This window comes from Massilia cellulosiltytica (assembly GCF_047325105.1).
GTDB lineage: Bacteria > Pseudomonadota > Gammaproteobacteria > Burkholderiales > Burkholderiaceae_D > Telluria > Telluria orientalis.
Map to the genome: position 1 here is coordinate 3,675,369 of NZ_CP168562.1, position 23,329 is coordinate 3,698,697.

A 23,329-nucleotide genomic window follows, 5' to 3' on the forward strand; every position below is an offset into this window, starting at 1 on the left:
CAACAAGACGAACAAGAAGACGACATGAGCAACGGTTCCACCAGCGACACCCCATCCAACGACACCACCTCGCGCAAGGGCGCCCTCGCCGCATTGAAAGGCCTGCTGCCCTTCCTGCGGCCGTACCGCCGCCAGTTCCTGTTCGCCGGCCTCGCCCTGCTCGTCGCGGCCAGCGCCACGCTGGCGATCCCCGCCGCCTTCAAGCAGATGATCGACCACGGCTTCGGCGCGAAGGGAGGTGCGTCGAACGCCGCCAGCGTCAACGCCACGTTCCTCGCGCTGTTCGGCGTGGCCGCCGTGCTCGCGGTCGCGACGGCGGCGCGCTACTACACGGTGTCGTGGCTCGGCGAGCGCGTGACGGCGGACATCCGCAGCGCCGTCTACCGCCACGTCGTCGAACAGAGTCCCGAATTCTTCGAGACGACGCGCACGGGCGAGGTGCTGTCGCGCCTGACCACCGACACCACGCTGATCCAGGCCGTCGTCGGCACGAGCATCTCGCTCGCGCTGCGCAACACCCTGCTGTTCGTCGGCGGCCTCGCGATGTTGTTCGTGACGAGCGCGAAGCTCACGTCGATCATCCTCGGCCTGCTGGTGCTGGTCGTCGTGCCGATCGTGCTGTTCGGCCGGCGCGTGCGCAAGCTGTCGCGCGATTCGCAGGACCGCATCGCCGACGCGTCGGCCATCGCCGGCGAGATCCTCAACGCCATGCCCACCGTGCAGGCCTTCACCCACGAGAAGATCGAAGCCCGGCGCTTCGGGTCTTCCGTCGAAGGCGCGTTCGCGACGGCGATGCGGCGCATCCGCGCCCGCGCCGTCCTGACGATGCTCGCGATCGCGCTGGTCTTCGGCGCCATCGTGTTCGTGCTGTGGCTGGGCGCCCACGCCGTCCTGGAAGGCGCCATGACGGGCGGCGACCTGGGCCAGTTCATCCTGTACGCGTCGATCGTGTCCGGGGCCATCGGCGCGCTGTCCGAAGTGATGGGCGAGGCCCAGCGCGCGGCCGGCGCCACCGAGCGCCTGCTGGAACTGCTGGCCGTCCGCTCCGACATCCGCAACCCCGCGCACCCGACGCCGCTGCCGCACCGCACGGCCGGCGGTGCCGCCCTGAACCTCGCGAACGTGCAGTTCTCGTACCCGTCGCGGCCCGAGACCGCGGCGCTGGACCACGTGAGCCTGGACGTGAGACCCGGCGAGACCGTGGCCGTCGTCGGCCCGTCCGGCGCCGGCAAGACCACCTTGTTCCAGCTGCTGCTGCGCTTCTACGACCCGCAGGCAGGCAGCATCCGGCTCGACGGCGTGGACATCCGCGACCTCGACCTGCACGTGCTGCGCGGCGCCATCGGCATCGTCCCGCAGGACACCGTCATCTTCTCCGCGAACGCGCTGGAAAACATCCGCTACGGCCGCGCCGACGCGACCGACGAAGAAGTGATCGCCGCCGCGAAGCTGGCCGCGGCCCACGAATTCATCGAACGCCTGCCGCAGGGTTACCAGTCCTACCTAGGCGAGCGCGGCGTGCGCCTGTCGGGCGGCCAGCGCCAGCGCGTCGCCATCGCGCGCGCACTCCTCAAGAATCCCCCGCTGCTGCTGCTGGACGAAGCGACGAGCGCCCTCGACGCGGAGTCGGAACGCCTCGTGCAGCGCGCGCTGGAAGCGGCGATGGTGGGCCGCACCACGCTCATCATCGCGCACCGCCTGGCCACCGTGCAGCGGGCCGACCGCATCATCGTGATGGAGGACGGGCGCATCGTCGAGACGGGCACGCATGCGTCGCTGGTGGCGCTCGGCGGCATCTACGCGAACCTGGCGGCTTTACAGTTCCATAACGTTCAGGTCGAGCATTGAGTTAGCCGGACGATAACGCCGCGCGCGGTTACGCAACGATTCATGCCATCCCGGCAAGAATTTGTTGCATGAACACATCGAAAACGCGACACATTTTTGTTTCCTAGTGGATACCTGGCGTACCATAGCGCAACGCCAGCTTATCCTCTATTTTCATGAACAAGAAATCGTTCAGCGTCACGAACCTGACGGTCGGCTCGAAGATCACGGCCTTCACGTTCGCCCTCGTCTCCGTCATCCTCGCCGGCCTCGTCTTCACCATCACCTGGACGACGTCGTCGATGCTGCATGCCCGCGCGATCGCCAACGTCAACTCCGAGCTGCAGAGCGTCGTCAACGCCGTCGAGATGTTCGACAACGTGATGAAGAGCCAGGCCACGAGTTTCGGCCGCATCTTCGCCACGCATTTCGAAGGCGAGTTCACGCTGGACCCTGACGCGATGGTTGCCGTCGGCGACAAGCAGGTGCCCACCCTGAACTCGAACGGCAAGCCCCTGAACCTCGACTTCACGCTGCCCGACCGCTTCACCCACCAGACGGGCGGCAACGCGACGATCTTCGTGGCCAGCGGCGACGACTTCGTGCGCATCAGCACCTCGGTCAAGAAGGAAAACGGCGACCGCGCCGTCGGCACGATCCTCGCCCACGAGAGCCCCGCGTATGCCGCGATCCGCGCGGGCAAACCCTACGTCGGCCTGGTGAAGCTGTTCGGCAAGCAGTTCATGACGGACTACGAACCGATCCGCGACGCGTCCGGCAAGGTGATCGGCGTCCTGTACATCGGCCTCGACGTCGACGCCAACATCGCCGCGCTGCGCGACCGCATCAGGAAGATGAAGGTCGGCGACACGGGCTATTACTACGTGCTCGACGCAACCCCCGGCAAGACCTACGGCGACCTGATCGTCCACCCCGTCAAGGAAGGCAAGAACATCCTCGCCAGCAAGGATGCGAGCGGCCGCGAATTCATCAAGGAGATGCTGGCAACGAAGCACGGCCTGATCCAGTACCCGTGGCAGAACGCCGAGGCGGGCGAGACGAGCCCGCGCACGAAAGTCGCCGCCTACACGCTGTTCAAGGACTGGAACTGGATGATCGCCGGCGGCACGTACGAGGACGAGATCACCAAGGAAGCGGCGAGCCTGCGCAACCGCTACATCGTCATCGGCCTCGTGGCGCTGGCGATCTTCGCGGCGATCCTGCACACCGTGATGAAGCACACCGTCACCCGTCCACTCGTACGGGCCCGCGACGCCGCCGTCCGCATCGCCGAGGGCGACCTCACCGTGCGCATCCCCGTCGACCGCAGCGACGAGATCGGCCTGCTGGCCGACGCCATGAACAACATCAGCGGCAGCCTGTCGACCGTCGTCGGCCAGGTGCGCAGCGGCGCCGAGCAGATCGCCAACGCGTCCGGCGAAATCTCGACCGGCAACCTGGACCTGTGCTCTCGCACCGAGCAGCAGGCCGCCAACCTGGCGTCCACCGTGAATTCGATGCAGGACCTGACGGAGACCGTGCGCCGCAACGCCGGCGACGCCCACGAAGCGAACCAGCTGGCCGTGAACACGTCGATGGTGGCGCAGGAAGGTGGCCGCATGGTGCGCGAAGTGATCGACACGATGGACACGATCAAGGCGTCGTCCGGCAAGATCGGCGACATCATCGGCGTCATCGACGGCATCGCGTTCCAGACCAACATCCTCGCCCTCAACGCGGCCGTGGAAGCCGCGCGCGCCGGCGAACAGGGCCGCGGCTTCGCCGTCGTGGCGACTGAGGTGCGCAACCTCGCCCAGCGCAGCGCCGCCGCGGCGAAGGAGATCAAGGGCCTGATCGTCGCGTCGACGGCGGAAGTGGATGCGGGCAGCCGCATCGTGCAGGAAGCCGGCGTCACGATGAACGAAGTGCTGGCCAGCGCCGAGAAAGTCACCGCCATCATGGCCCGCATCAGCACGGCCAATGCGGCGCAGAGCACCGGCATCGAGCACATCAACCGTTCGATCGGCGAGATGGACCAGGTCACCCAGCAGAACGCTGCTCTCGTCGAGGAGGCCAGCGCGGCCGCCCAGGCCATGCAGGAACAGGCGGACCAGCTGGCGCGCTCGGTGCGGTTGTTCAAGCTGGACCAACAGCAGACCGCGAAGCGCACTGCGCTCGCGCAGTACTAACTCGAACCGCCGTCGCCCCCCGCGCAGGCGGGGGCCCAAGTTTGCATCCACGGCCGCCGAAATTGGGTTCCCGCCAAGGCGGACGGCTAGTCCGGGAACGACGGTTTACAGCCCTTCCACCTGCGCGGCCTTCGGTGTAGAGTAAGGCCACCTGCCTGGAGCGTCACCTTGACCGACACCGAACTGCTTGCCCGCTGCACTACCATCCTCCCCGGCCACCGCGCCCGCACGCCGGCGGAGATGTTCGCCGCGATGGCCGCCTGGTGCGACGCCAACGGCATCGCCCACGACACCTACGGCGACGGCGCCCTGATCCAGCGCTTCGAGGCCCGCGTGGCCGAAGTCCTCGGCTTCGAGGCCGCCGTGTTCTGCATCAGCGGCACGCTCGCGCAGGTGACGACCTTGCGCCTCGCCGCCGACGCGCGCGGACGCGCACCGGTGGCGCTGCATCCGACCGCCCACATCTTCGTCCACGAACGTTCCAACTACCAGTTGCTGGGGCATTTCGACGCGCTGCGCACGGGCGACCCGTTTCGTCCGTGGACGGCCGCCGACATCACGGGCATCCCGGACCGCCTGTCCGCCGTCGCGCTCGAGATCCCGATGCGCGAGATCGGCGGCCAGTTGTCGGCGTGGGACGACCTGCAGGCCATCAAGGCGCACTGCCGCGCGCGCGGCATCCACCTGCACATGGACGGCGCGCGCCTGTGGGAGGCGGCGGCAGGATATGGCCGTCCGGTGGCCGAGATCGCGGCCGGCTTCGACACCGTCTACACGTCGCTGTACAAGGGCATCGGCGGTCTCGGTGGCGCCATGCTGGCCGGGAGCCGCGAATTCGTCGCGCAGGCCGCCGAGTGGTTCAAGCGCCAGGGCGGCAACGTGATCCATCGCTCGCCGTACGTGGTCGCGGCGGCGATGCAGTTCGAGCAGAGACTGGCCGCGATGCCCGCGTACTTCGAGCGCACGCGCTTCCTGTTCGACGTGCTGCGCGACCACCCGGTGCTGCGCGTGAACCCCGCCCGGCCGCAAGCCAACATGCTGCACATCCACCTGCCCGTGAGCCGTGAGCGCGCGCTGGAGATCCGCCGCGAGCTGGCGCGCGACCACGGCATCTGGCCGTTCAATCGCGTCAACCACGGCGTGCTGCCGGATACCGCGTTCTTCGAGCTGTACGTGGGCGACAACCTGCTCGACACGCCCGACGGCCGCGTGCGCGAAGCCGTGGCGCTGCTGGCGGCCGCCGTGGAGCGCGGCTTGGGTTAAAATGCGCGGGTTTTCAACCTTTCAAATCGAGCCATACCGATGCGCCAATACCACGACCTGATGCGCCATGTGCTGGACCATGGCACGGTCAAGACCGACCGCACCGGCACCGGCACCCGTTCCGTGTTCGGCCACCAGATGCGCTTCAACCTGCAGGACGGGTTCCCGCTCGTCACCACGAAAAAACTGCACCTGCGGTCGATCATCCATGAACTGATCTGGTTCCTCGCCGGCTCCACGAATATCGCGTACCTGAAGGAAAACGGCGTCTCGATCTGGGACGAGTGGGCGGACGTGAACGGCGACCTCGGCCCCATCTACGGCTACCAGTGGCGCAGCTGGCCGACGCCGGCCGGCGAGCACATCGACCAGATCACGCAGGTCATGGACCAGATCAGGAACAATCCGGACTCGCGCCGCATGATCGTGTCGGCCTGGAACGTGGCCGACGTGCCGAAGATGAAGCTGCCGCCGTGCCACGCGCTGTTCCAGTTTTATGTTGCGGACGGCAAGCTGTCGTGCCAGCTGTACCAGCGCAGCGCCGACATCTTCCTCGGCGTCCCGTTCAACATCGCGTCGTACGCGCTGCTCACGCACATGATGGCGCAGCAGGCCGGCCTGGACGTCGGCGACTTCGTGTGGACGGGCGGCGACTGCCACCTGTACTCGAACCACATGGAACAGGTCGAACTGCAGCTGTCGCGCGAGGAGCGTCCGCTGCCCAAGCTGGTCATCCACCGCAAGCCCGACTCGCTGTTCGATTATAAATTCGAAGACTTCGAGATCGTCGGCTACGATCCGCACCCGGCCATCAAGGCGCCGGTCGCCGTGTAAGCAAGGAGGTTCGCATGGCCAACCATTTATCCCTCGTCGTCGCAATGGATGCCAACCGCGGCATCGGCGTCGACAACCAGCTGCCCTGGCACCTGCCCGAGGACCTCGCGCACTTCAAGCGCGTGACCCTCGGCCACCCGATCATCATGGGCCGCAAGACGTTCGAATCGATCGGCCGTCCGCTGCCGGGCCGCCGCAACATCGTCGTCACGCGCAATACCGGCTGGGGCCATGACGGCGTGGACGTCGTGCATTCGCTGGAAGACGCCGTCGCCCTCGTCAGCGACGATTCGGCCAGCATCATCGGCGGCGCGCAGATCTTCGCGGAGGCGATGCGCGTTGCCGACCGCCTGATCGTCACGCACATCGACAAGGCCTACCGTTGCGACACGTTCTTCCCGGAGATCGACAGCGCGCAGTGGGCCGCCGTCTCGAACGAACCCCTGCACTCGCCGACGGCCGGCGTCGACTACGCCATCGTCACCTACGACAGAGTCAGGTAGCTACGCGTGGATCCGCTGGGCGCCCTGTTCTCCTCTGGCCACCGAGCGGCGCTCGCGGTAGTGCTTCCTCAGCACCGCGTGGCGGTGGCGGAAGAAGCGCTCGATGATCCAGCCGACGACCGGACCGGCGAAGCGCGGCGTGAATTCCAGGCGGTCGACGACTTTCGAACCATCCGGGGACGGCGTGATGATCCGTTCGTGCCGCCAGCTCTTCATCGACAGCAGCGGCGACTGCTCGACGAAGCGGCGGCCCGGCTCCATCTCGGTAAAGGTCAGCCGCGACAGATCGACCGGCACGACGCCGAACAGCAGGAACCGGTAATCGCCCAGCGGCCGCCCAAGGTTGCTGCCGTCGCGCGGGATGTGCGTCATCCCCTCGGGGAAATCGAGCTTCAGGACCGGTCCCATCTCGGTCACGACGCCCTCGACCGAGGTGCTCCAGTCCCACAGCTCGGCGGGCGAACGGGGGACGCTGCTTTCCAACTGGACGCGGACGGTAGACATGATGACCTCGGCTGCAAAAGAGTTCCCACTCTACGCCCACCGCATACCCGCTTCCGTTAATCCCTTAACGTAGCGGCTGCTCCGTCATCTTGTTTACACAAGAGTGCGCCACAATCTGCCCCGTGTAGCTAACCTATTAAAAATTTTTGCACGGGACCCCGCGATTTCTGCGAAAATCCGCTTCTTCATTTTTCCGGTGCCGTGCCCGGCCGCCTTCCCTCCCGGATAGCGGCGCGCACGGCGCTTCGCTTTGGAGCTGTCCATGAAATTTCGTTTCCCAATCGTCATCATTGACGAGGATTTCCGTTCCGAGAACACGTCCGGTCTCGGCATTCGCGCGCTTGCGGCCGCGATGGAAAAAGAAGGCATGGAAGTGCTCGGCCTGACCAGCTATGGCGACCTGTCCCAGTTCGCCCAGCAGCAGTCGCGCGCTTCCGCCTTCGTGCTGTCGATCGACGACGAGGAATTCGGCGGCGGCACCATCGAGGAGACCAATTTCGCACTGAGCGGCCTGCGCGCGTTCGTGCAGGAGATCCGTCACAAGAACTCGGACATCCCGATCTACATCTACGGCGAGACCCGCACGAGCCGCCACATCCCGAACGACATCCTGAAGGAGCTGCACGGCTTCATCCACATGTTCGAGGACACGCCGGAATTCGTCGCGCGCCACATCATCCGCGAAGCGAAAGCCTACCTGGACAGCCTGGCGCCGCCGTTCTTCCGCGCGCTCGTCAACTACGCCAACGACGGGTCGTATTCCTGGCACTGCCCCGGCCACTCGGGCGGCGTCGCGTTCCTGAAGTCGCCGATCGGCCAGATGTTCCACCAGTTCTTCGGCGAGAACATGCTGCGCGCCGACGTCTGCAACGCCGTCGAGGAACTGGGCCAGCTGCTGGACCACACGGGCCCCGTCGCGAAGTCGGAGCGCAACGCCGCGCGCATCTACAACGCCGACCACTGCTACTTCGTCACCAACGGCACCTCGACGTCGAACAAGATGGTGTGGCACTCGACCGTGGCGCCGGGCGACATCGTCGTCGTCGACCGCAACTGCCATAAGTCGATCCTGCACTCGATCATCATGTGCGGCGCGATCCCCGTGTTCCTGATGCCGACCCGGAACAACCTCGGCATCATCGGCCCGATCCCGCTGGAAGAATTCTCGCCGGAGTCGATCCGCCGGAAGATCGAAGCGAACCCGTTCGCCCGCGAAGCGAAGAACAAGAAGCCGCGCATCCTGACGATCACGCAGTCGACCTACGACGGCGTCGTCTACAACGTCGAGACCTTGCGCGAACTGCTGGACGGCGAGATCGACACCTTGCACTTCGACGAAGCCTGGCTGCCGCACGCGACGTTCCACGACTTCTACCGCAACATGCACGCGATCGGCCGCGACCGCCCGCGCGCGAAGCAGTCGATGATCTTCTCGACGCAGTCCACGCACAAGCTGCTCGCGGGCCTGTCGCAGGCGTCGCAGGTGCTCGTGCGCGAATCGGAGACCGTGGCGCTGGACCAGGACGCGTTCAACGAGGCGTACCTGATGCACACGTCGACGTCGCCGCAGTACTCGATCATCGCGTCGTGCGACGTCGCCGCCGCGATGATGGAAGCGCCGGGCGGCACGGCCCTCGTCGAGGAATCGATCTACGAAGCGCTGGACTTCCGCCGCGCGATGCAGAAGGTGGACGAGGACTACGGCGACGACTGGTGGTTCAAGGTGTGGGGCCCGCAGGTCACGAGCGAGGAAGGCATCGGCACGCAGGCCGACTGGATGATCCACGCGGACGACGACTGGCACGGCTTCGGCAGGCTGGCCGAAGGCTTCAACATGCTCGACCCGATCAAGGCGACGGTCGTCACCCCGGGCCTGTCGCTGGACGGCTCGTTCGGCACCTCCGGCATCCCGGCGTCGATCGTCACCAAGTACCTCGCCGAGCACGGCGTGATCATCGAGAAGTGCGGCCTGTACTCGTTCTTCATCATGTTCACGATCGGCATCACGAAAGGCCGCTGGAACACGCTCGTCACCGCGCTGCAGCAGTTCAAGGACGACTACGACCGCAACCAGCCGATGTGGCGAATCATGCCGGAGTTCACGGCCGCGAACCCGCGCTACGAATCGTGGGGCCTGCGCGACCTGTGCCAGCAGATCCACGACTTCTACAAATCGCGCGACGTCGCCCGCCTGACGACCGAGATGTATTTGTCGGACATGATCCCGGCGATGAAGCCGTCGGACGCGTTCGCGAAGATGGCGCACCGCGAGATCGAGCGCGTGGCGATCGAGGAACTGGAAGGCCGCATCACCGCGATCCTGCTGACGCCCTACCCGCCGGGCATCCCCCTGCTGATCCCGGGCGAGCGTTTCAACAAGACCATCGTCGACTACCTGCGCTTCGCACGCGACTTCAACGAGCGGTTCCCGGGCTTCGAGACCGACGTGCATGGTCTCGTGAAGCGCGAGATCGACGGGAAGCTGGGGTATTTCGTCGACTGCGTGAAGCAGGACTGACGGTGTAAAAAAAGGAGGCCGCGGCCTCCTTTCTTACGTGTTCGGCGCGATCAGGCCTTGGGCAGCGTCACGCCATGCTGGCCCTGGTACTTGCCGCCGCGGTCCTTGTACGAGGTCTCGCAGACCTCGTCGCTCTCGAAGAACAGCACCTGCGCGCAGCCTTCGCCGGCGTAGATCTTGGCCGGCAGCGGCGTCGTGTTCGAAAACTCCAGGGTCACATAGCCTTCCCACTCCGGCTCGAACGGCGTCACGTTGACGATGATGCCGCAGCGCGCGTAGGTCGACTTGCCCAGGCAGACGGTCAGCACGTTGCGCGGGATCTTGAAGTACTCGATCGTGCGGGCCAGCGCGAAGGAGTTCGGCGGGATGATGCACACGTCGCTCTTCACGTCGACGAACGAGTTCGAATCGAAGTTCTTCGGATCGACGATGGTGCTGTTGATGTTCGTGAACACCTTGAATTCGTCGGCGCAGCGGATGTCGTAGCCGTACGAGGACGTGCCCCACGAAATGATCTTGCGGCCGTCCGTCTCGCGCACCTGTTTCGGCGAGAACGGTTCGATCATGCCGTGTTCTTCCGCCATCCGGCGGATCCATTTGTCGCTCTTGATACTCATCGCTGGGCTTCTTTTCCAAAAAAAATGGGGATATGAATCCCGCAATTTTACGCGAAAAGCGCCTTGGGACGACCGGCCTTTTTTTCCTCGGCCTGCGCGAGCAGCCGCGCGATCATCTCGCGCGTCAACGCGGCGGTCAGCGCCGGCTTCTCCATCGGGTACAGGTGCGTGCCTTCGATCGTGACGAGATTGTCGCCGACCAGCCGGCGCGTCCCGTCCAGGCCCGCCTGGCGCAGCTCCGTGGAATCGGTCCCCGCGATGAAGCCGACGGGCACGGGGAAAGGCGCACGCAGCACCCGGTCCATGTCGTGCGGCAGCGTGCTGTAGATCGCCGCTTCGACGTCGCGGTCGAAGCGCAGTTGCACGCCTTCGGCATGCGCTGCCAGACCGTGCTCCAGGTAATCGTCGAGGGCACCCGGCGCCCACGCCTGGAACACGGGTTTCGCCATGAAATGCTCGAACGCGGCCGCACGCGACGGCCACACGTTGCGCCGCCGCCGGGCCACGTTCCCCGGCGACAGCCGCATGCGCAGTCCGAGCATCTTCGCGATGCGCCAGACCCACGCCCGCCAGCCCGCGACGACGGGCGAATCCAGCATCACCACGCAGCGCACCAGGTCCGGCCGCCGGTGCGCCGCCAGCATGCTGACGGCGCCGCCCAGCGAATGGCCGACGAGGATCGCCGGCTGGCCGTACCCCTCCAGCTGCGCGATCAGCTCGTCGATCAGCGTGTGCCAGTTGTCGCGCACGGGAAAGCGCGGATCGTGGCCCAGCATGTCCGTCGTGCGCACGTCGAAATCGCGGCGCAAGTCGTCCAGCAGGCGGCCGTACGAACCGGACGGGTAGCTGTTCCCGTGGGTGAAATGGAGTAAAGGCTTGGACATCGGGAATGGGATGACGCGGCAGCGCATAGTCAGGACGACACCCATTGTAATGTCATTATCTCCAAGTATTTAGAGGGAAACGCCTACGGCCGCTCGCCCCCATCGTGTCCGCGCATGCGGTGCTGGCGCAGTTGCTCGCGCTGCTCCGGCGTCAGCACGGCCTGGATCTGCGCGTCGGTGCGTGCCTGCAGCAGCGCCTGGGCGGCCACCGCCTGGCCGAGGTCGCGCGACAGCGCGCCGGCCCTGGCCTCGTCGAACCCGTCGGCGCGGCCCAGTTCGCGCAAACCTTCGTGCGCCTTGCGGATCGCCTTGTCGTACTCGCGGCGCTGCGGTTCCTGGGCGTGCACGATGGCGAACACCTTGTCCTGCTGGGCTTCCGTCAGCTTCAGGCGGTGCAGCGGCACGTGGCCGAAGGGCATGCCCGGGCCCCGCTCGTGGTCGCCGTCGGGACCGTGCCGGCCGGCGGCCGGCGGCGCATCCGGTTCGCCGGTCGCGAAGGCCGGGGCGGCGGCAAGGCAGGCGGCGAGCAGCGCGGCTGCCGCGGAAAGGCTTGTGAATTTCATGTGTGTCATCCTTTTTTGTTCGGAGACGCCATTCTCGATTGTCTCGATGTTAAGGCGTGTTGTCGGCGTGTAAAAGCGCGTAAAGAGCCGGCGGCGGTCGTGGCCGGCACAGCCGCGCTGCGCTAAGATGCGAACATGAACCAAGTCCTGCTTATCGACGACGACACCGAACTGGTCGGCATGTTTTCCGAATACCTGGAACAGGAAGGCTTTCGCGTCGCCTGCGCCCACGACGGCGAGACGGGCGCGCGCGAAGCGCTGACCGGCCAGTACGCGATCGCCATCCTCGACGTGATGATGCCGCGCATGAACGGCATCGAGACGCTGCGCCGCATCCGCGCCGCCAGCCGCATGCCGATCCTGATGCTGACGGGGCGCGGCGACGACGCCGACCGCATCCTCGGCCTCGAACTGGGCGCCGACGACTACGTCACGAAGCCCTGCACGCCGCGCGAACTCACGGCGCGCGTGCGCGCCATCCTGCGCCGCACGCAAAGCTCGCCCAATGACGGTCCCGGCATCACGCTCACCGTCGGCAAGCTGACGATGCTGCCGGAGCAGCGCCGCGCCATGTGGGACAGCCAGCCGCTGGACCTGACCAGCACCGAATTCAACCTGCTCGAAGTCCTGGCGCGCAATGCGGGCCGCCCGGTCAGCAAGAACGATCTCTCCGAGCAGGGACTGGGCCGCCCGCTGGCCCGCTTCGACCGCAACATCGACGTCCACCTGTCGAGCCTGCGCCATAAACTGGGCACGCTGTCCGACGGGCGTTCCTGCCTGCAGACCGTCTACCGTCTCGGCTACCAGCTGATCCGCGAGTAGCGATGGGCCGGCTGTTCTGGAAGTTTTTCCTGTCCATCCTGCTGGCCCAGGTGGCGGCCACGATCGGCGTCGGCGGCACCTTGTGGCTGCGCGACCAGGCGCGCCAGCGCGGCGGCGAACCCACGCTCGACAAGAGTCCCCCCGCGACGATCATGCTGGACGCAGCCGCCGCGACGCTGAAGCACGGCGGCATCGACGCGTTGCGCGACCTCGCCGCCGGGAGCCGCCGCATGCATTTGTACGTTCTCGACGAGCAGGGCCACGAGCTGCTCGACCGGCCCGTGCCCGCCAGGCTGCGCGAGGAAGTCGAGCGCAACCTGAACGGCGACGGCCACACGCATGCCGTCGCCCACCTGACGGGCGCCGACGGCCGCCGCTACACGGCCTTCGCCTCGCGCGCATGGCATGTGCCGGGCATGGACGGTCCGGGTCCGCGCGGCTTCGGCACCGGACCGGGCGCCGGGCCGCCGCCGGCCGGCCCGGGCGACGGCGACCCGGGCGCGCGCATGGACGGCGGACCCGGCGGCCCGGGCGGCCCGGGTGGCGGCTGGTTCGGCCTGCCGCCGGAATTCAGCCGGCACGTGGGCCCCTGGCTGCCCATCGTCGCCGCCACGCTGGCCAGCCTCCTGTTCGCCGCCCTCCTCGCCTGGTATTTCTCGCGCCCGATCCGCGCCCTGCAGCGCGCCTTCGACGCCGCCGCGGCGGGCGACCTCGCGCCGAAATTCGCCCACGCGGCGCCGCGCCTCATCGGCGACGAGCTGGCGGAACTGGGCCAGGATTTCGACCGCATGAGCGCCCAGCTGCGCGCCCTGATGGATGGCCAGCGCCGCCTGCTGCACGACGTCTCGCACGAACTGCGTTCGCCGCTGGCGCGCCTGCAGGCCGCCATCGGCCTCGCGCACCAGCGGCCGGACCGCCTGCAGGCGTCGCTCGAACGCATCGAGCGCGAAAGCGTGCGCATGGACCGCCTCGTCGGCGAGCTGCTGACATTGTCGCGCCTGGAAGCGGCGACGACGCTGCCCGCCACCGAACCCGTCGACCTCGTCGAGATGGTCGACCAGATCGCCGACGATGCCCGCTTCGAAGCCGGCGCGGTGGTGGACGTCGACGCGCCGGAACCGGTCACGGTGCGCGGCGCCCCGGACCTGCTGTGGAGCGCCGTCGAGAACATCGTGCGCAACGCCGTCAAGCATGGTGCGGGCGGCCCCGTGAACGTCTGCCTGCATCCGGACGGCGACCTCGTCCACATCGAAGTCCTCGACAAGGGCCTGGGCATCGCGCCCGAACACCTGGGCGACGTGTTCGAACCGTTCTTCCGCTCCAACCCCACGCGCAACAACGTCGACGGCCATGGGCTCGGACTTGCGATCGCCAAGCGGGTCGTGGAGACGCATGGCGGACGGATCTCGGCCGCCAACCGGGCCGAAGGCGGCTTGCGCGTCACGATCACGCTGCCGCGCGTGGCGTGATCAGCGCCCGTACCAGTAGCGCGCGTGCTCGCTCCTGTAGCCGCGCCAGGCCACGTCGGCGCCGAAGTCCAGCGTCAGCGCGCCCGCATCGTCGGTCCGCAGGCGCAGGGCGCCGAGCGTGCCGTAGCGGTCGTAGACTTCGGGCTTCGGATGGTGATAGCGGTTGCGGTATCCGACCTGGAAGATCGCGATGTCCGGATGAACCGTCTGCAGGAAGGCCGGCGTGGACGACGTGCCGCTGCCATGGTGCGGCGCGAGCAGGACGTCCGCGCGCAGGCGGTCCGCCCCACGATCGACGAGCGCCGCTTCCTGCGCCGCCTCGATGTCGCCGGCCAGCAGCACCGTGCGCCGGCCATTGCTGATGCGCAGCGTGCAGCTGCGCGCATTCGTCTTCAGGTGCGCGTCGTCGTAGCTGGCCGGCGTCGGATGCAGCATGTCGAACGCGATGCCGTCCCATTCCCAATGCTGGCCGGCGCTGCAGCGCACGTGACGTGGCGCCGCCCGGACGATCGCGTGATCGGCGGGCAGCGACGAAGCGAGCCAGCTCGCGTCGACGCCTTCCAGCACCGCCAGCGCCCCGCCCGTGTGGTCCGTGTCGCCATGGCTGACGACGATCCCGTCGAGCGTGGCGATGCCGCGCATCCGCAGGTACGGCAGGATCACGCGGCTGCCGCCATCCGCGCCCGGGGCGTACGCGGGGCCGGTGTCGTACAGCAGGCGGTGCCGCTCCGTTTCGACAAGCAGCGCCATGCCCTGGCCGACATCGAACGCGGTCACCCGAAAGGTATGTTCGCGTGGATGGTCCGGGCGCTGCAACAGCATCGGCAGCAGCGCGACGGCCCCGGCCCAGCGGTGCGGCCAGCCGCGCGGCATCAGCATCCACAGGATGCCGCCGAGTCCCAGCGCGAACACCCACGCCTGCGGTGCCGGCGCGCGCCACACGGCGGCGGGCCAGCCGGCCATCAGCCGCAGCAGCCAGGCGAGCATCTCCACCGTCCAGTGGGCGAGCAGGAGCAGCCAGTCGCCCGGCGGCCCGGGAACCAGGCTGCCGGCCAGCGCGAGCGGCGTCACGACGAAGCTGACGAGCGGGATCGCCACCGCATTCGCGACCGGGCTCACGATCGACACCTGGCCGAACAACAGCAACGTCAACGGCACCAGTCCCGCCGTGACGGCCCATTGCGTCCGTCCGGCCAGCAGCAGCGCGCCGCGCGGTCCCGTGGGCGGCGGCCCGATGCGGCCATGCCCCGCGAACAGGATGACGGCCACGGCCCCGAACGACAGCCAGAACCCCGGCCACAGCACGGCCCACGGATCGAGCAGCACGACCACTGCGAGCGCCGTGCACAACACGTGCGACACGGCGGCGAGACGCCCCATCCACAATGCGAGCGCGACGACGGACAGCATGTACAGCGTGCGTTGCGCCGGCACGCCGAAGCCGGCCAGCAGCACGTACAGCAAGGCGACGACGGTGCCGGCCAGCGCGGCGGCCTTCTGTGCCGGCAGGCGCAGCGGCAGGCGCGCATCGGTGAAGAACGAGCGGCGCCACAACGCCGATACGGCCCACGCGGCGAGGCCCGCGATCATCGTGATGTGCAGGCCCGAGATCGAAATGAGGTGGCCGATGCCGGTGCGGTTGAACACCTGCCAGTCGGCCTGCTCGATGCCGCGCTGGTCGCCGATCACCAGTGCCACGACCACGCCCGCGTACGTGCGTCCCGCGAGTGCGGCCTGGATGCGCGCGCGCAGCGCCGCGCGGACGCGCTCGACGACCGCGCCGGGAGCGGCCACGAACGCGTGAAGCAGCCGGTTGCCGTCGTCGGCCCGCACATAGCCGGTGGCGCGCACGCCCTGTTCCAGCAGCCACGCTTCGTAATCGAACCCGCCCGGGTTCGCGTTGCCGTGCGGGCGCTGCAGGCGCACCGTCAATTGCCAGCGCTGGCCCGGCTGGACGTCGCCGACCGTGGCAACCGTGCCGCGCGAGCCCGAATACCAGGAGAGCGCTACGCGCGGTGGCACCTTCAGCGCGCCACCGACGACGTGCTCGACCGCGAAATTGAAGCGCACGCCACCATCGAAGCGATAGGGCAGATTATCGATGGTGCCCACCAGGGTGACGTCGCGCCCCTCGTCCACCGCCGCCAGCTGGTCCGCGAGCGCGCCGTCCGCGAGGAACGCCGCCCAGCCGAAACCCAACAGGGCGCCGCCGGCAATCAACAGGGGGATCCGCCCCCGCGCTCGCCGAACCATGAGGCAGGCCAGCAGCAAGGCCGCCCCGAATGCCAGCGCGCTCCATGTGGGAAGCGCGGCCCGGCACTGCAGCCACGCCACGCCGGCGACAAAGCTGCATATCGCGATCCGCATGGCGCCTGCCTTTCGTCTGGCACTGTCCAGCGTATATCTTACGCAGCGCGGACGGCTGAAGCGGCGCTACCACACCCTCTGTTGAGCTGCCACAGCTGAAGAGCGCTGCGGCGGCGCCACTCGGCTCAGAACGTGAATCGCACGCCGGCGCGATACATGCGACCGAACAGGTCGTACAGCGACGGGTTGATGCCATTGCCCGAGGTCGGCGCGTTGCGGTTGGCCAGGTTGTCGATCTTGGCATAGGCCATGACGTTCTCCGACACCTTGTAGGTCGCGCCCAGGTCGACATACAACACGCCCTTCATGTGGTTGTTGTCGATGGTCTGGTGGATGGGCGTGGAGACCGGACAGTTGGTCTGGCACTCGATGTATTCATTGCTGTAGACACCGTTGCTGATCCAGCGCTCGCTCAGCGTCAGGCTGCCGCTGTCCGACGACCAGCCCTGAGAGGCCAGCAGCTTCCAGCGCGGCGTGGTGCCCATGTTGACGCCCGCCCCCTGCGTCGGAATGGTGCCCGGCACGCCCGAGTCCGTAATGTTGTCGATCGTATGCGTGGCCAGCGCGCGCAGCGTGAACATGCCGGGCAGGCCCAGGCCGGCCATGCTGCCGCGGTACGAGGTCTCGATGTCGTAGCCCTTGAGCTTGAGCGACGCCAGGTTGAATTGCTGCAGGCGCACGTAGTTATTCGTCGGCACGGGGCTGTCGAGCACCATGGCCGCGCACAGGTCCTGGTGCCCGGCGTCGCACAGGTCGACCTCCTGCTGCAGGCCCAGCGTCGAAATGACGCCGTTCACCTTGATCGTGTAATAGTCGAACGAGGCACTGAAACCCGGCGCCCAGCGCGGTTGCGCGAGGACGATGCCCAGCTCCGAGCTGCGTGCGACCTCCGGCTTGAGCGCCGTGTTGCCGGTCACCTGCTGCTGCACCGTCAAGTTCGTGCCATTGTGGTTTACGGTGTTATTGGTGATCACGACCGGCGCGAACAGTTCGCTCAGGTTGGGTGCGCGCACGTCGCGCGAGGTGACGGCGCGCAGGCGCACCCCGTCGACACTGGTTTTCCACGTGCCGCCGATCTTCCAGGTCTTGGCGTTGCCGGCGGTGCTGTAACTGGTGCCGCGTCCCGCCACGTTCAGGTTGGCCTCGCCCAGCCCAGCCGACTTGAACAGCGGCAGATTGACTTCCAGGTACGCTTCGCGCACGGAATAGGCGCCCGAGCCGTTATGGTAATTGCCCGCAAACCAATTCGCGCCGGACGACGTGTTCAGCAGCGGATCGGCCGGGTAGGCGGGCGAATTCGGGCTGTCCGCCGTGACGCCGTTGCCGTACGGGTCGGCGCGCACGGTATAGGCTTCCCTGCGGTACTCGAGACCGGTGGCGACGGCCAGCGGACCGGCCCACAGCGCGAGCGGCTCGCCGCTGACGTTGAAGCTGGCCACGTCCTGGGTCTGGCGGGCGTGCTGCTGCGGGCCGATCGGCGGCATCACATAGGCCAGCGCACCGGTGCTCTGCGGGACGTTGCCGATGATGTTGAGGGGCTGGCACCCCGAATTGCGCGCGACGACGTTGCGGCAGACGATGCTGCCGTCGGGCAGACGGATGGCGTCGATTGCGGCGTTATAGCGCGGCGTCAGCGTGATGTTGTTGACGTACAGGTCGGTACGGTTGATGCCGCGCTGGTAGTAGCCGTTGTACGACCAGGTCGTACCGCCGGCGTCAAAGCGGCCGTCGGCACCGATCACATAGCGCGCCATGCGGCGGCGCGGCTCGACGCTGATGTATTTCGGTAGATTCGCGTTGGCGGTGCCGTACTGGAAGCTCGTGATGTTGTTGGTCGCGCAGGCTGCCGCGATCGAAGCGGGCAGGAACGGGTTGTCGCACTGGATGGTCAGATTGGCGTTTTTCGGCGCGCCGCCATTGGGCTGGTTCTGCGAATTGACCTCGGCCGCGTTGATCGTCATGTAGATCTCGTGGTCGTCGTTGATCGCATAGCCGATACGGGTGTAGGCGTTGTCGCGCTTGAGCTCCGAAGCCAGCGTCGTGGTATTGGCCGACACACCGGAGAGGTCGCCCCCCACGCAGAACGGGCTGATACAGCCGCTCACGCCGCCCTTACCGTCGGGCACACCGTTGGAACCGTAGTTGAACTTGTACGGCACGCCGCCATCGCCGAAGGCCGTGCCTTGCAGCGGGCCGGAGGTGATCAGGCCGTAGAGGTTGTACTGGTAGTTCTGGGCGTTACGGATGTCGCGGATCTGCGGCTTGCCGTCGGTGGTCTGGGCAAACGGGCGCGTTTGAAAGGCCGGCGCCTTGAACGCGGTGCGGCCGTTCGGGCCCGGGCCGGCGCCGAAGCCGTTGGGCGGTATGCCGTCCTCCTTGCTGCGCTCCACGCTGACCACCGCATGCAGCCTGTCGTCCAGGAAGCCGCGGCCCCATGCCGCCTGCAGCGTGACGTTCTTGTCGTCGTGGTAGGTGGTCTCGCCACCCTCGATGTTGGCCTTGAAGCCCTTGAATTTCTTGTCCGTGATGAAGTTGACGACGCCGCCGACCGCGTCCGAGCCATACGACGCCGACGCGCCGCCGGTGACCACGTCGACGCGCTTGACCAGCAATTGTGGAAACTGGCTGATGTCGGTGACGCCGGTGACATTGGCCGGCACCACGCGCTGGCCGTCGAGCAGCGTCAGCGTGCGGAACGCGCCCAGACCGCGCAGGCTGAACGCACTCAGTCCCTGTTGGCCGCTCGACGTGCTGTACGTCAGCACCTGGCTGCCCGTGCTGCCCTGCAGCGCCGGCAGCTGGGCGATGGTGTTGAAGATGTTCGGCTCGGCCGATTTTTCGATGTCGTCGGCGGTCAGCGTCGTGGTCGGGGTGGGCTGGTTGAAGCCGCGCGCCGCGATGCGCGAACCGGTCACCGTCACCACATTCTCGACGGCCTTGGGAGCGGGCGCTGCTTCCTGCGCGCAGACGGTTGCGGCGCTGATCAGGCCTGCTCCGAGCAATGCTGCGGTGGACAGTTTCAAAGGATAGGGTTGTGGAGGCTGGGCCTCGCTGCGCCTGGCGGGTCGAATGGTCATGAGATCTCCGTTATGATTTTTATCACACCTTGAATAGTGTGAAAAATCATCCTAGGGATGTTAGACGCTACCATCCAATTCCTTTTTTTCGGCCTCCGATACAAAAATGGATATCATTTATAAAAAACCGACGTGGCCAGCATTGGCGATCAAGCCAATGTGCCGTATCCGTCTACAAGAAAACGCACGCGGCCGGCATGAAATGGATTTCATTTATAAAATACCGTACAGCATGCCAATGACGAAGGCTCAGGCGAGCGTCGACGGTCCCATTGGCGGCGGCCCGGGCTCGGGTTGTCCGTCCTGTATGGACCCGGCGAGAAGTGCGACCCGTTCCGCCTCGGCGATGCGCATCAGTTGCCACGTACTGCGTCGCTGGATCACTTCCGGACCCGCCGAACGCCCGAACATGCCCACGGCTACCTGGAAGGTCGCAGCCGGAAGCGTGCTTCCGCGCGGGAACCAGCGCGTCCCGTCGAGCGCATGCGCCTCCCCGCAGCGCCACCAGCCGCTCGCCGGACAGATGTCACCGGTCCGGACGTTCGTGCCGAGAGCGGCTGCCTGGACGGGGTCGCCTTCGCCTTCCAGGGCGACACTGACCGATCCCGGCGGGGCAAGGGTGACCAGCATTGGCGTACGGGGACGTAGCCGTTTATCGACCAGCCTCCACGTCGTCGGCTGCGACGGTTCGATGCTCGGCTGGAGACCGCGCAGCTTTTGCCACAGCGTCTGCCGCGGTAGCAGCAGCGCCTGTGGCATGCGGTCGCCTTTGCGTATCCATTGGACGGATCCGCCCTGTACGTCCACGCCGGGGCCGCCTTCGCGGCATTTCCACCAGCCGGATTGCGGACAGATTTCTCCGGCAGTCGCCACTGCACCCAGTTTCGGTCCGGGCGGTTCCGGCGGCGGATCCGACGGCGGCGGCGAATCGGACTTGCGCAGGCGGATGCTGGACGAAATGCTGTCCCAAAGCTCGAGCACCGCGTCTTCATGAAGACTGGAATCGACAGGTTTTCCCCCGGGGCTCGGGTTCGTGCCGGTTTCCATGTTAAGCAGCAAGTACGGCTGCGAGTGATCATTGTCGACCCCATGCGCCTCCCACATGAAGCTATAGCCCGTCGTGAAATTAAGTTCGCGGACGCGCTCCAGGACCTCTTCCCCGTCAATGCCATTGATGCTCCGCTTGCCCGAGCGCAGCTTAGTCACGCGCAGCATTTCATCGGCGCTGGCGTCTGCGTCGATATCGGCGACACGGGCAAGCAAGCTGCGATCAGTGCGGCCAGCAGGCATGACGTCGAATGCCAATCCCATGTCCGGATGGCCAGGCAGGCCGAGATGCAGGGTGACATGTTCGTTCTCATGTTCCGGCAAAGGTTCCGCGAAGACCCCTCGCCAGATGCAGAATCCGGGACCACGCGGAATCTCGTCCGTGCCGCGCACCTGCAATCGTGCCAGCAGCGTTTCTGCGTCCTTGACACCTTGCGCCTGCTTCGAAGACGCCGACATCGTGAAACTCAAACCGTTCATGTGCGCATGGACTTCGATCGACACCGACTCCATATCGATCCGGCGATCCCCGTTCATCATATGCCCGCGGCTGCGGCCGTAAACGAAGCTTCGCCCGGTGACCCCGGGAATACGGAGGTCATGGGCGTCGAGCATCCCGCCTTCGCCGCTGTCGTCGTGATCGCGGCCGCGTGCCGCGATCTCTGCCTCGCGTGCCGCCACCCGCCCACGGAATGTGGCCTCATCCTCCTCGACGGAGTCGATCGCGAACCCGGATATCCTTTCGCCCGACAAGCTGACGTCGGCCTCGCCAGGAACGTCGACCAGGTACCGTCCGACGCATACCGTTTTCATCTTTCCCGTCATTTTTGCCACCTCGGATCTGTCCCGTATGCTGCGGACCTGGCCAGCGGCCCAGGTACCTGCACAGGCGAGAGCTGCAAGCAAAACGATGAGCTCTCGCCAACCGCGTTTCCTTGTTCGCGTCATGGCAACGTCGGTACCGGCATGGCAACGGAAACTGGGCCCGACGACAAGACGACTTGCCGCATGAACGCATCCATACGATCGACCGTACGGACGACAATCATTCGCCCATCCAATTTACATTTAGCGGCCCCCGCACACCGGATGAGGCTTGGGGTTTCCTTGCGTCTCATCATGCATGGAGGCGCAACCGATGTGGCGCGACGGCGCCAACGCTGTTTCCCGGTGCGCTTCATTGCAGCTTCTGAACCAGTTTGACGATCAGGTGCTGGGTCAGCATCAGGGTTGCATCATTGTTGTATGCGCCCTGATGATCGATTCCACGCACGTCGAACAACTGGCTGACCTTTCCCCGGGGGCCCGCTCCGGACTGATGTGGCACGGTGCCGTCGCCGGCCACGTCCTGGCGTGCAGGAACAAAGTAGAGATCACTACGTCCTTCCACGCGCACGCGTCGCCCGCCACCCGGGCCATAGCCCGTCCGGGCCGCCGCCCTGATATTGGACTCTGTAAACACGGCGCCGGCAGCCGGGTCGCGTGCAACCCATCGCACCGCGCCAAACGACATGTGTTCCGGATCGGCGCCATAAAATGCGTACGTGTTCGGGTGATAGTACGTATCCAGGACCTTGCGGTGGAACCGCTCGGCCTCGTCGACGGCTCGCCGTAGAACATCGACGACCTCGGTATCGTTGTAGAGCTTTGCAGGGTCTGCGAGCACAGGGTCGATCAATCTGTACCACGACTGCGTATCGCGATACATATCGTATGGATCACCCGCGGGCAGATGCACCACCTCGCGCGGCACATCTTTATGGTTGACCTTGTTGACCAGGCAAATGTGCAGCCAGGGCTGCGGATAAAGATGATTGGGCAGCAGCTGCAGAGCGCCGGGCGCGGCGGCCATCACCGGCATCGTGTCCTTGGGCAGTTCACCCAGGATTTCGGCGACGTGCTCTGCCTTGATATTGTCGACCTGCCCATTGCTAGGACTCCATTTCTCGGTACCGCATGCGATGCGGCGATAGCATGCGGGCGCACCAAGGGCAGGCATGGCACCATGGATGACGCCCAGGATCTGCTCCGGGATCTGCTTCGCGCAAGCGCGCGCAACCAATCCACCCATCGAGTGGGTGACCAGGATCACTTGCCGGCATTCGCGCTTGCGCTCAGTCCAGAAAGAAATGATCCGTTCGATACGCTGCCGCAGCCATTTGGCCGATGCGTCGCAGGACTCGAGCCAATTGTAGCCACAGGCATAAACCGGATAGTAATACGCCGCGTGCTTGTCGAGCTCCGCCTCCGTCACCCTGGCGATGCCCCGCACACCCCACTGCGCCGGATCGCACGCCATCACGTTCTTCCAATGGCTGCATATCACACGGACGTTATCCAGCGGATCCATCTCGAACGTGTGATTGAGGCCGACCTGCAAGCCGTACAGCAGCCTGCCATACGAATCCCAATGCACTTCCCCCCACCAGCGCTGCCGCACCTCGGCCTCGGTCGTACCGTAGTTGCGTGCTTCCAGCGGCAAGTGGATATCGCCACGGTTATCCACCTCGAGCGTCCGTGCGTTGAGAATCTTTTGACGCTTCTTCGGATCGAACTCCTTCCACTTGCGCGCCGCCTTCAATCCCTCGAACGTCCCGTTCGGCGCCCGCCACGCCGGCTCGCCCGGATCCAGCACGGCGTTCGCCCGCATCGCCGGACTGGTCGCCGCCCGCAGGTTGCTCCCCATGATTCCGGGCACGACGATGACCGGAATGACTTTCGACGGCGGCAAGGTGAACAGCCCGCGTGTCGTGAACGAGGTGGGGGTCAGGACGGTTCGGCCCGTCCAGCTGCCGTCGGGCTGCGGGACGAGGTTGGGCAAGGGGCGGGTCGGGTCTGCCATGCG

Annotated in this window: 16 protein-coding genes; 8 read left to right on the plus strand and 8 right to left on the minus strand. The window is 66.3% G+C overall.

The genetic code is table 11. The features are described from left to right. The first annotated feature begins 24 nt into the window (after positions 1 to 24). From ACEN9H_RS16030 to ACEN9H_RS16050, 5 genes are all read left to right on the plus strand, one after another. Positions 25 to 1,848 (plus strand): ABC transporter transmembrane domain-containing protein, encoded by a 1,824-nt coding sequence (locus tag ACEN9H_RS16030; protein WP_413671205.1) that lies wholly within the window; start codon positions 25 to 27, stop codon positions 1,846 to 1,848. Positions 1,849 to 2,003: 155 nt separating this feature from the next. Then, complete coding sequence (locus ACEN9H_RS16035) at positions 2,004 to 4,016, plus strand: Cache 3/Cache 2 fusion domain-containing protein (RefSeq protein WP_413671206.1); 2,013 nt, start codon at positions 2,004 to 2,006, stop codon at positions 4,014 to 4,016. A 168-nt stretch (positions 4,017 to 4,184) separates the two neighbouring features. Beyond that, positions 4,185 to 5,279 (plus strand): threonine aldolase family protein, encoded by a 1,095-nt coding sequence (locus ACEN9H_RS16040; RefSeq protein ID WP_413671207.1) that lies wholly within the window; start codon positions 4,185 to 4,187, stop codon positions 5,277 to 5,279. Positions 5,280 to 5,318: 39 nt separating this feature from the next. Beyond that, positions 5,319 to 6,113, plus strand: a complete 795-nt coding sequence (gene thyA / locus ACEN9H_RS16045; RefSeq protein WP_413671208.1) for a thymidylate synthase — start codon at positions 5,319 to 5,321, stop codon at positions 6,111 to 6,113. Positions 6,114 to 6,127: 14 nt separating this feature from the next. Continuing rightward, complete coding sequence (locus tag ACEN9H_RS16050) at positions 6,128 to 6,616, plus strand: dihydrofolate reductase (RefSeq protein WP_413671209.1); 489 nt, start codon at positions 6,128 to 6,130, stop codon at positions 6,614 to 6,616. On the opposite strand, the gene ACEN9H_RS16055 is transcribed toward ACEN9H_RS16050, so the two are convergent. Beyond that, a complete protein-coding gene (locus tag ACEN9H_RS16055) occupies positions 6,617 to 7,120 on the minus strand; it encodes a hypothetical protein (protein ID WP_413671210.1) in 504 nt (167 codons plus the stop codon). Positions 7,121 to 7,382: 262 nt separating this feature from the next. Between ACEN9H_RS16055 and ACEN9H_RS16060 the strand changes: the two genes are divergently transcribed. After that, the gene (locus tag ACEN9H_RS16060) at positions 7,383 to 9,638 is read left to right on the plus strand and encodes an arginine/lysine/ornithine decarboxylase (RefSeq protein ID WP_056131860.1); all 2,256 of its coding nucleotides are present in this window, start codon (positions 7,383 to 7,385) and stop codon (positions 9,636 to 9,638) included. 50 nt (positions 9,639 to 9,688) lie between these two features. Here the strand turns inward: ACEN9H_RS16060 and dcd are convergent, their stop codons facing one another. The 3 genes from dcd to ACEN9H_RS16075 all read right to left on the minus strand — a co-directional run bounded on the left by dcd (position 9,689) and on the right by ACEN9H_RS16075 (position 11,702). Then, positions 9,689 to 10,255 (minus strand): dCTP deaminase, encoded by a 567-nt coding sequence (gene dcd / locus ACEN9H_RS16065; protein WP_056131857.1) that lies wholly within the window; start codon positions 10,253 to 10,255, stop codon positions 9,689 to 9,691. A 47-nt stretch (positions 10,256 to 10,302) separates the two neighbouring features. After that, entirely contained in the window at positions 10,303 to 11,139 is an 837-nt protein-coding gene (locus ACEN9H_RS16070) for an alpha/beta fold hydrolase (RefSeq protein WP_413671211.1), read from the minus strand. An 83-nt stretch (positions 11,140 to 11,222) separates the two neighbouring features. Next, entirely contained in the window at positions 11,223 to 11,702 is a 480-nt protein-coding gene (locus ACEN9H_RS16075) for a Spy/CpxP family protein refolding chaperone (RefSeq protein WP_056131854.1), read from the minus strand. 135 nt (positions 11,703 to 11,837) lie between these two features. On the opposite strand from ACEN9H_RS16075, the gene ACEN9H_RS16080 reads away from it, so the two are divergent. Together ACEN9H_RS16080 and ACEN9H_RS16085 are read left to right on the plus strand one after the other, a co-directional pair. Beyond that, positions 11,838 to 12,524, plus strand: a complete 687-nt coding sequence (locus ACEN9H_RS16080; RefSeq protein WP_056131851.1) for a response regulator transcription factor — start codon at positions 11,838 to 11,840, stop codon at positions 12,522 to 12,524. A 2-nt stretch (positions 12,525 to 12,526) separates the two neighbouring features. Next, complete coding sequence (locus ACEN9H_RS16085) at positions 12,527 to 13,993, plus strand: ATP-binding protein (protein ID WP_413671212.1); 1,467 nt, start codon at positions 12,527 to 12,529, stop codon at positions 13,991 to 13,993. Here ACEN9H_RS16085 and ACEN9H_RS16090 read toward each other — a convergent pair whose 3' ends face one another. The 4 genes from ACEN9H_RS16090 to ACEN9H_RS16105 all read right to left on the minus strand — a co-directional run bounded on the left by ACEN9H_RS16090 (position 13,994) and on the right by ACEN9H_RS16105 (position 23,326). Further along, positions 13,994 to 16,360: a DNA internalization-related competence protein ComEC/Rec2 gene (locus ACEN9H_RS16090; protein WP_413671213.1), complete on the minus strand. Its 2,367-nt coding sequence runs from the start codon at positions 16,358 to 16,360 to the stop codon at positions 13,994 to 13,996. A gap of 125 nt (positions 16,361 to 16,485) precedes the next feature. Continuing rightward, a complete protein-coding gene (locus ACEN9H_RS16095) occupies positions 16,486 to 19,437 on the minus strand; it encodes a TonB-dependent receptor plug domain-containing protein (protein WP_413671214.1) in 2,952 nt (983 codons plus the stop codon). Positions 19,438 to 19,686: 249 nt separating this feature from the next. Further along, positions 19,687 to 21,309 carry a T6SS immunity protein Tli4 family protein gene (locus ACEN9H_RS16100; protein ID WP_413671215.1) on the minus strand — a complete coding sequence of 541 codons (1,623 nt, stop codon included), beginning with the start codon at positions 21,307 to 21,309 and terminating at the stop codon, positions 19,687 to 19,689. Between the two features lie 352 nt (positions 21,310 to 21,661). Continuing rightward, complete coding sequence (locus ACEN9H_RS16105) at positions 21,662 to 23,326, minus strand: esterase/lipase family protein (protein WP_413671216.1); 1,665 nt, start codon at positions 23,324 to 23,326, stop codon at positions 21,662 to 21,664. Between the last annotated feature and the right edge of the window lie 3 nt (positions 23,327 to 23,329).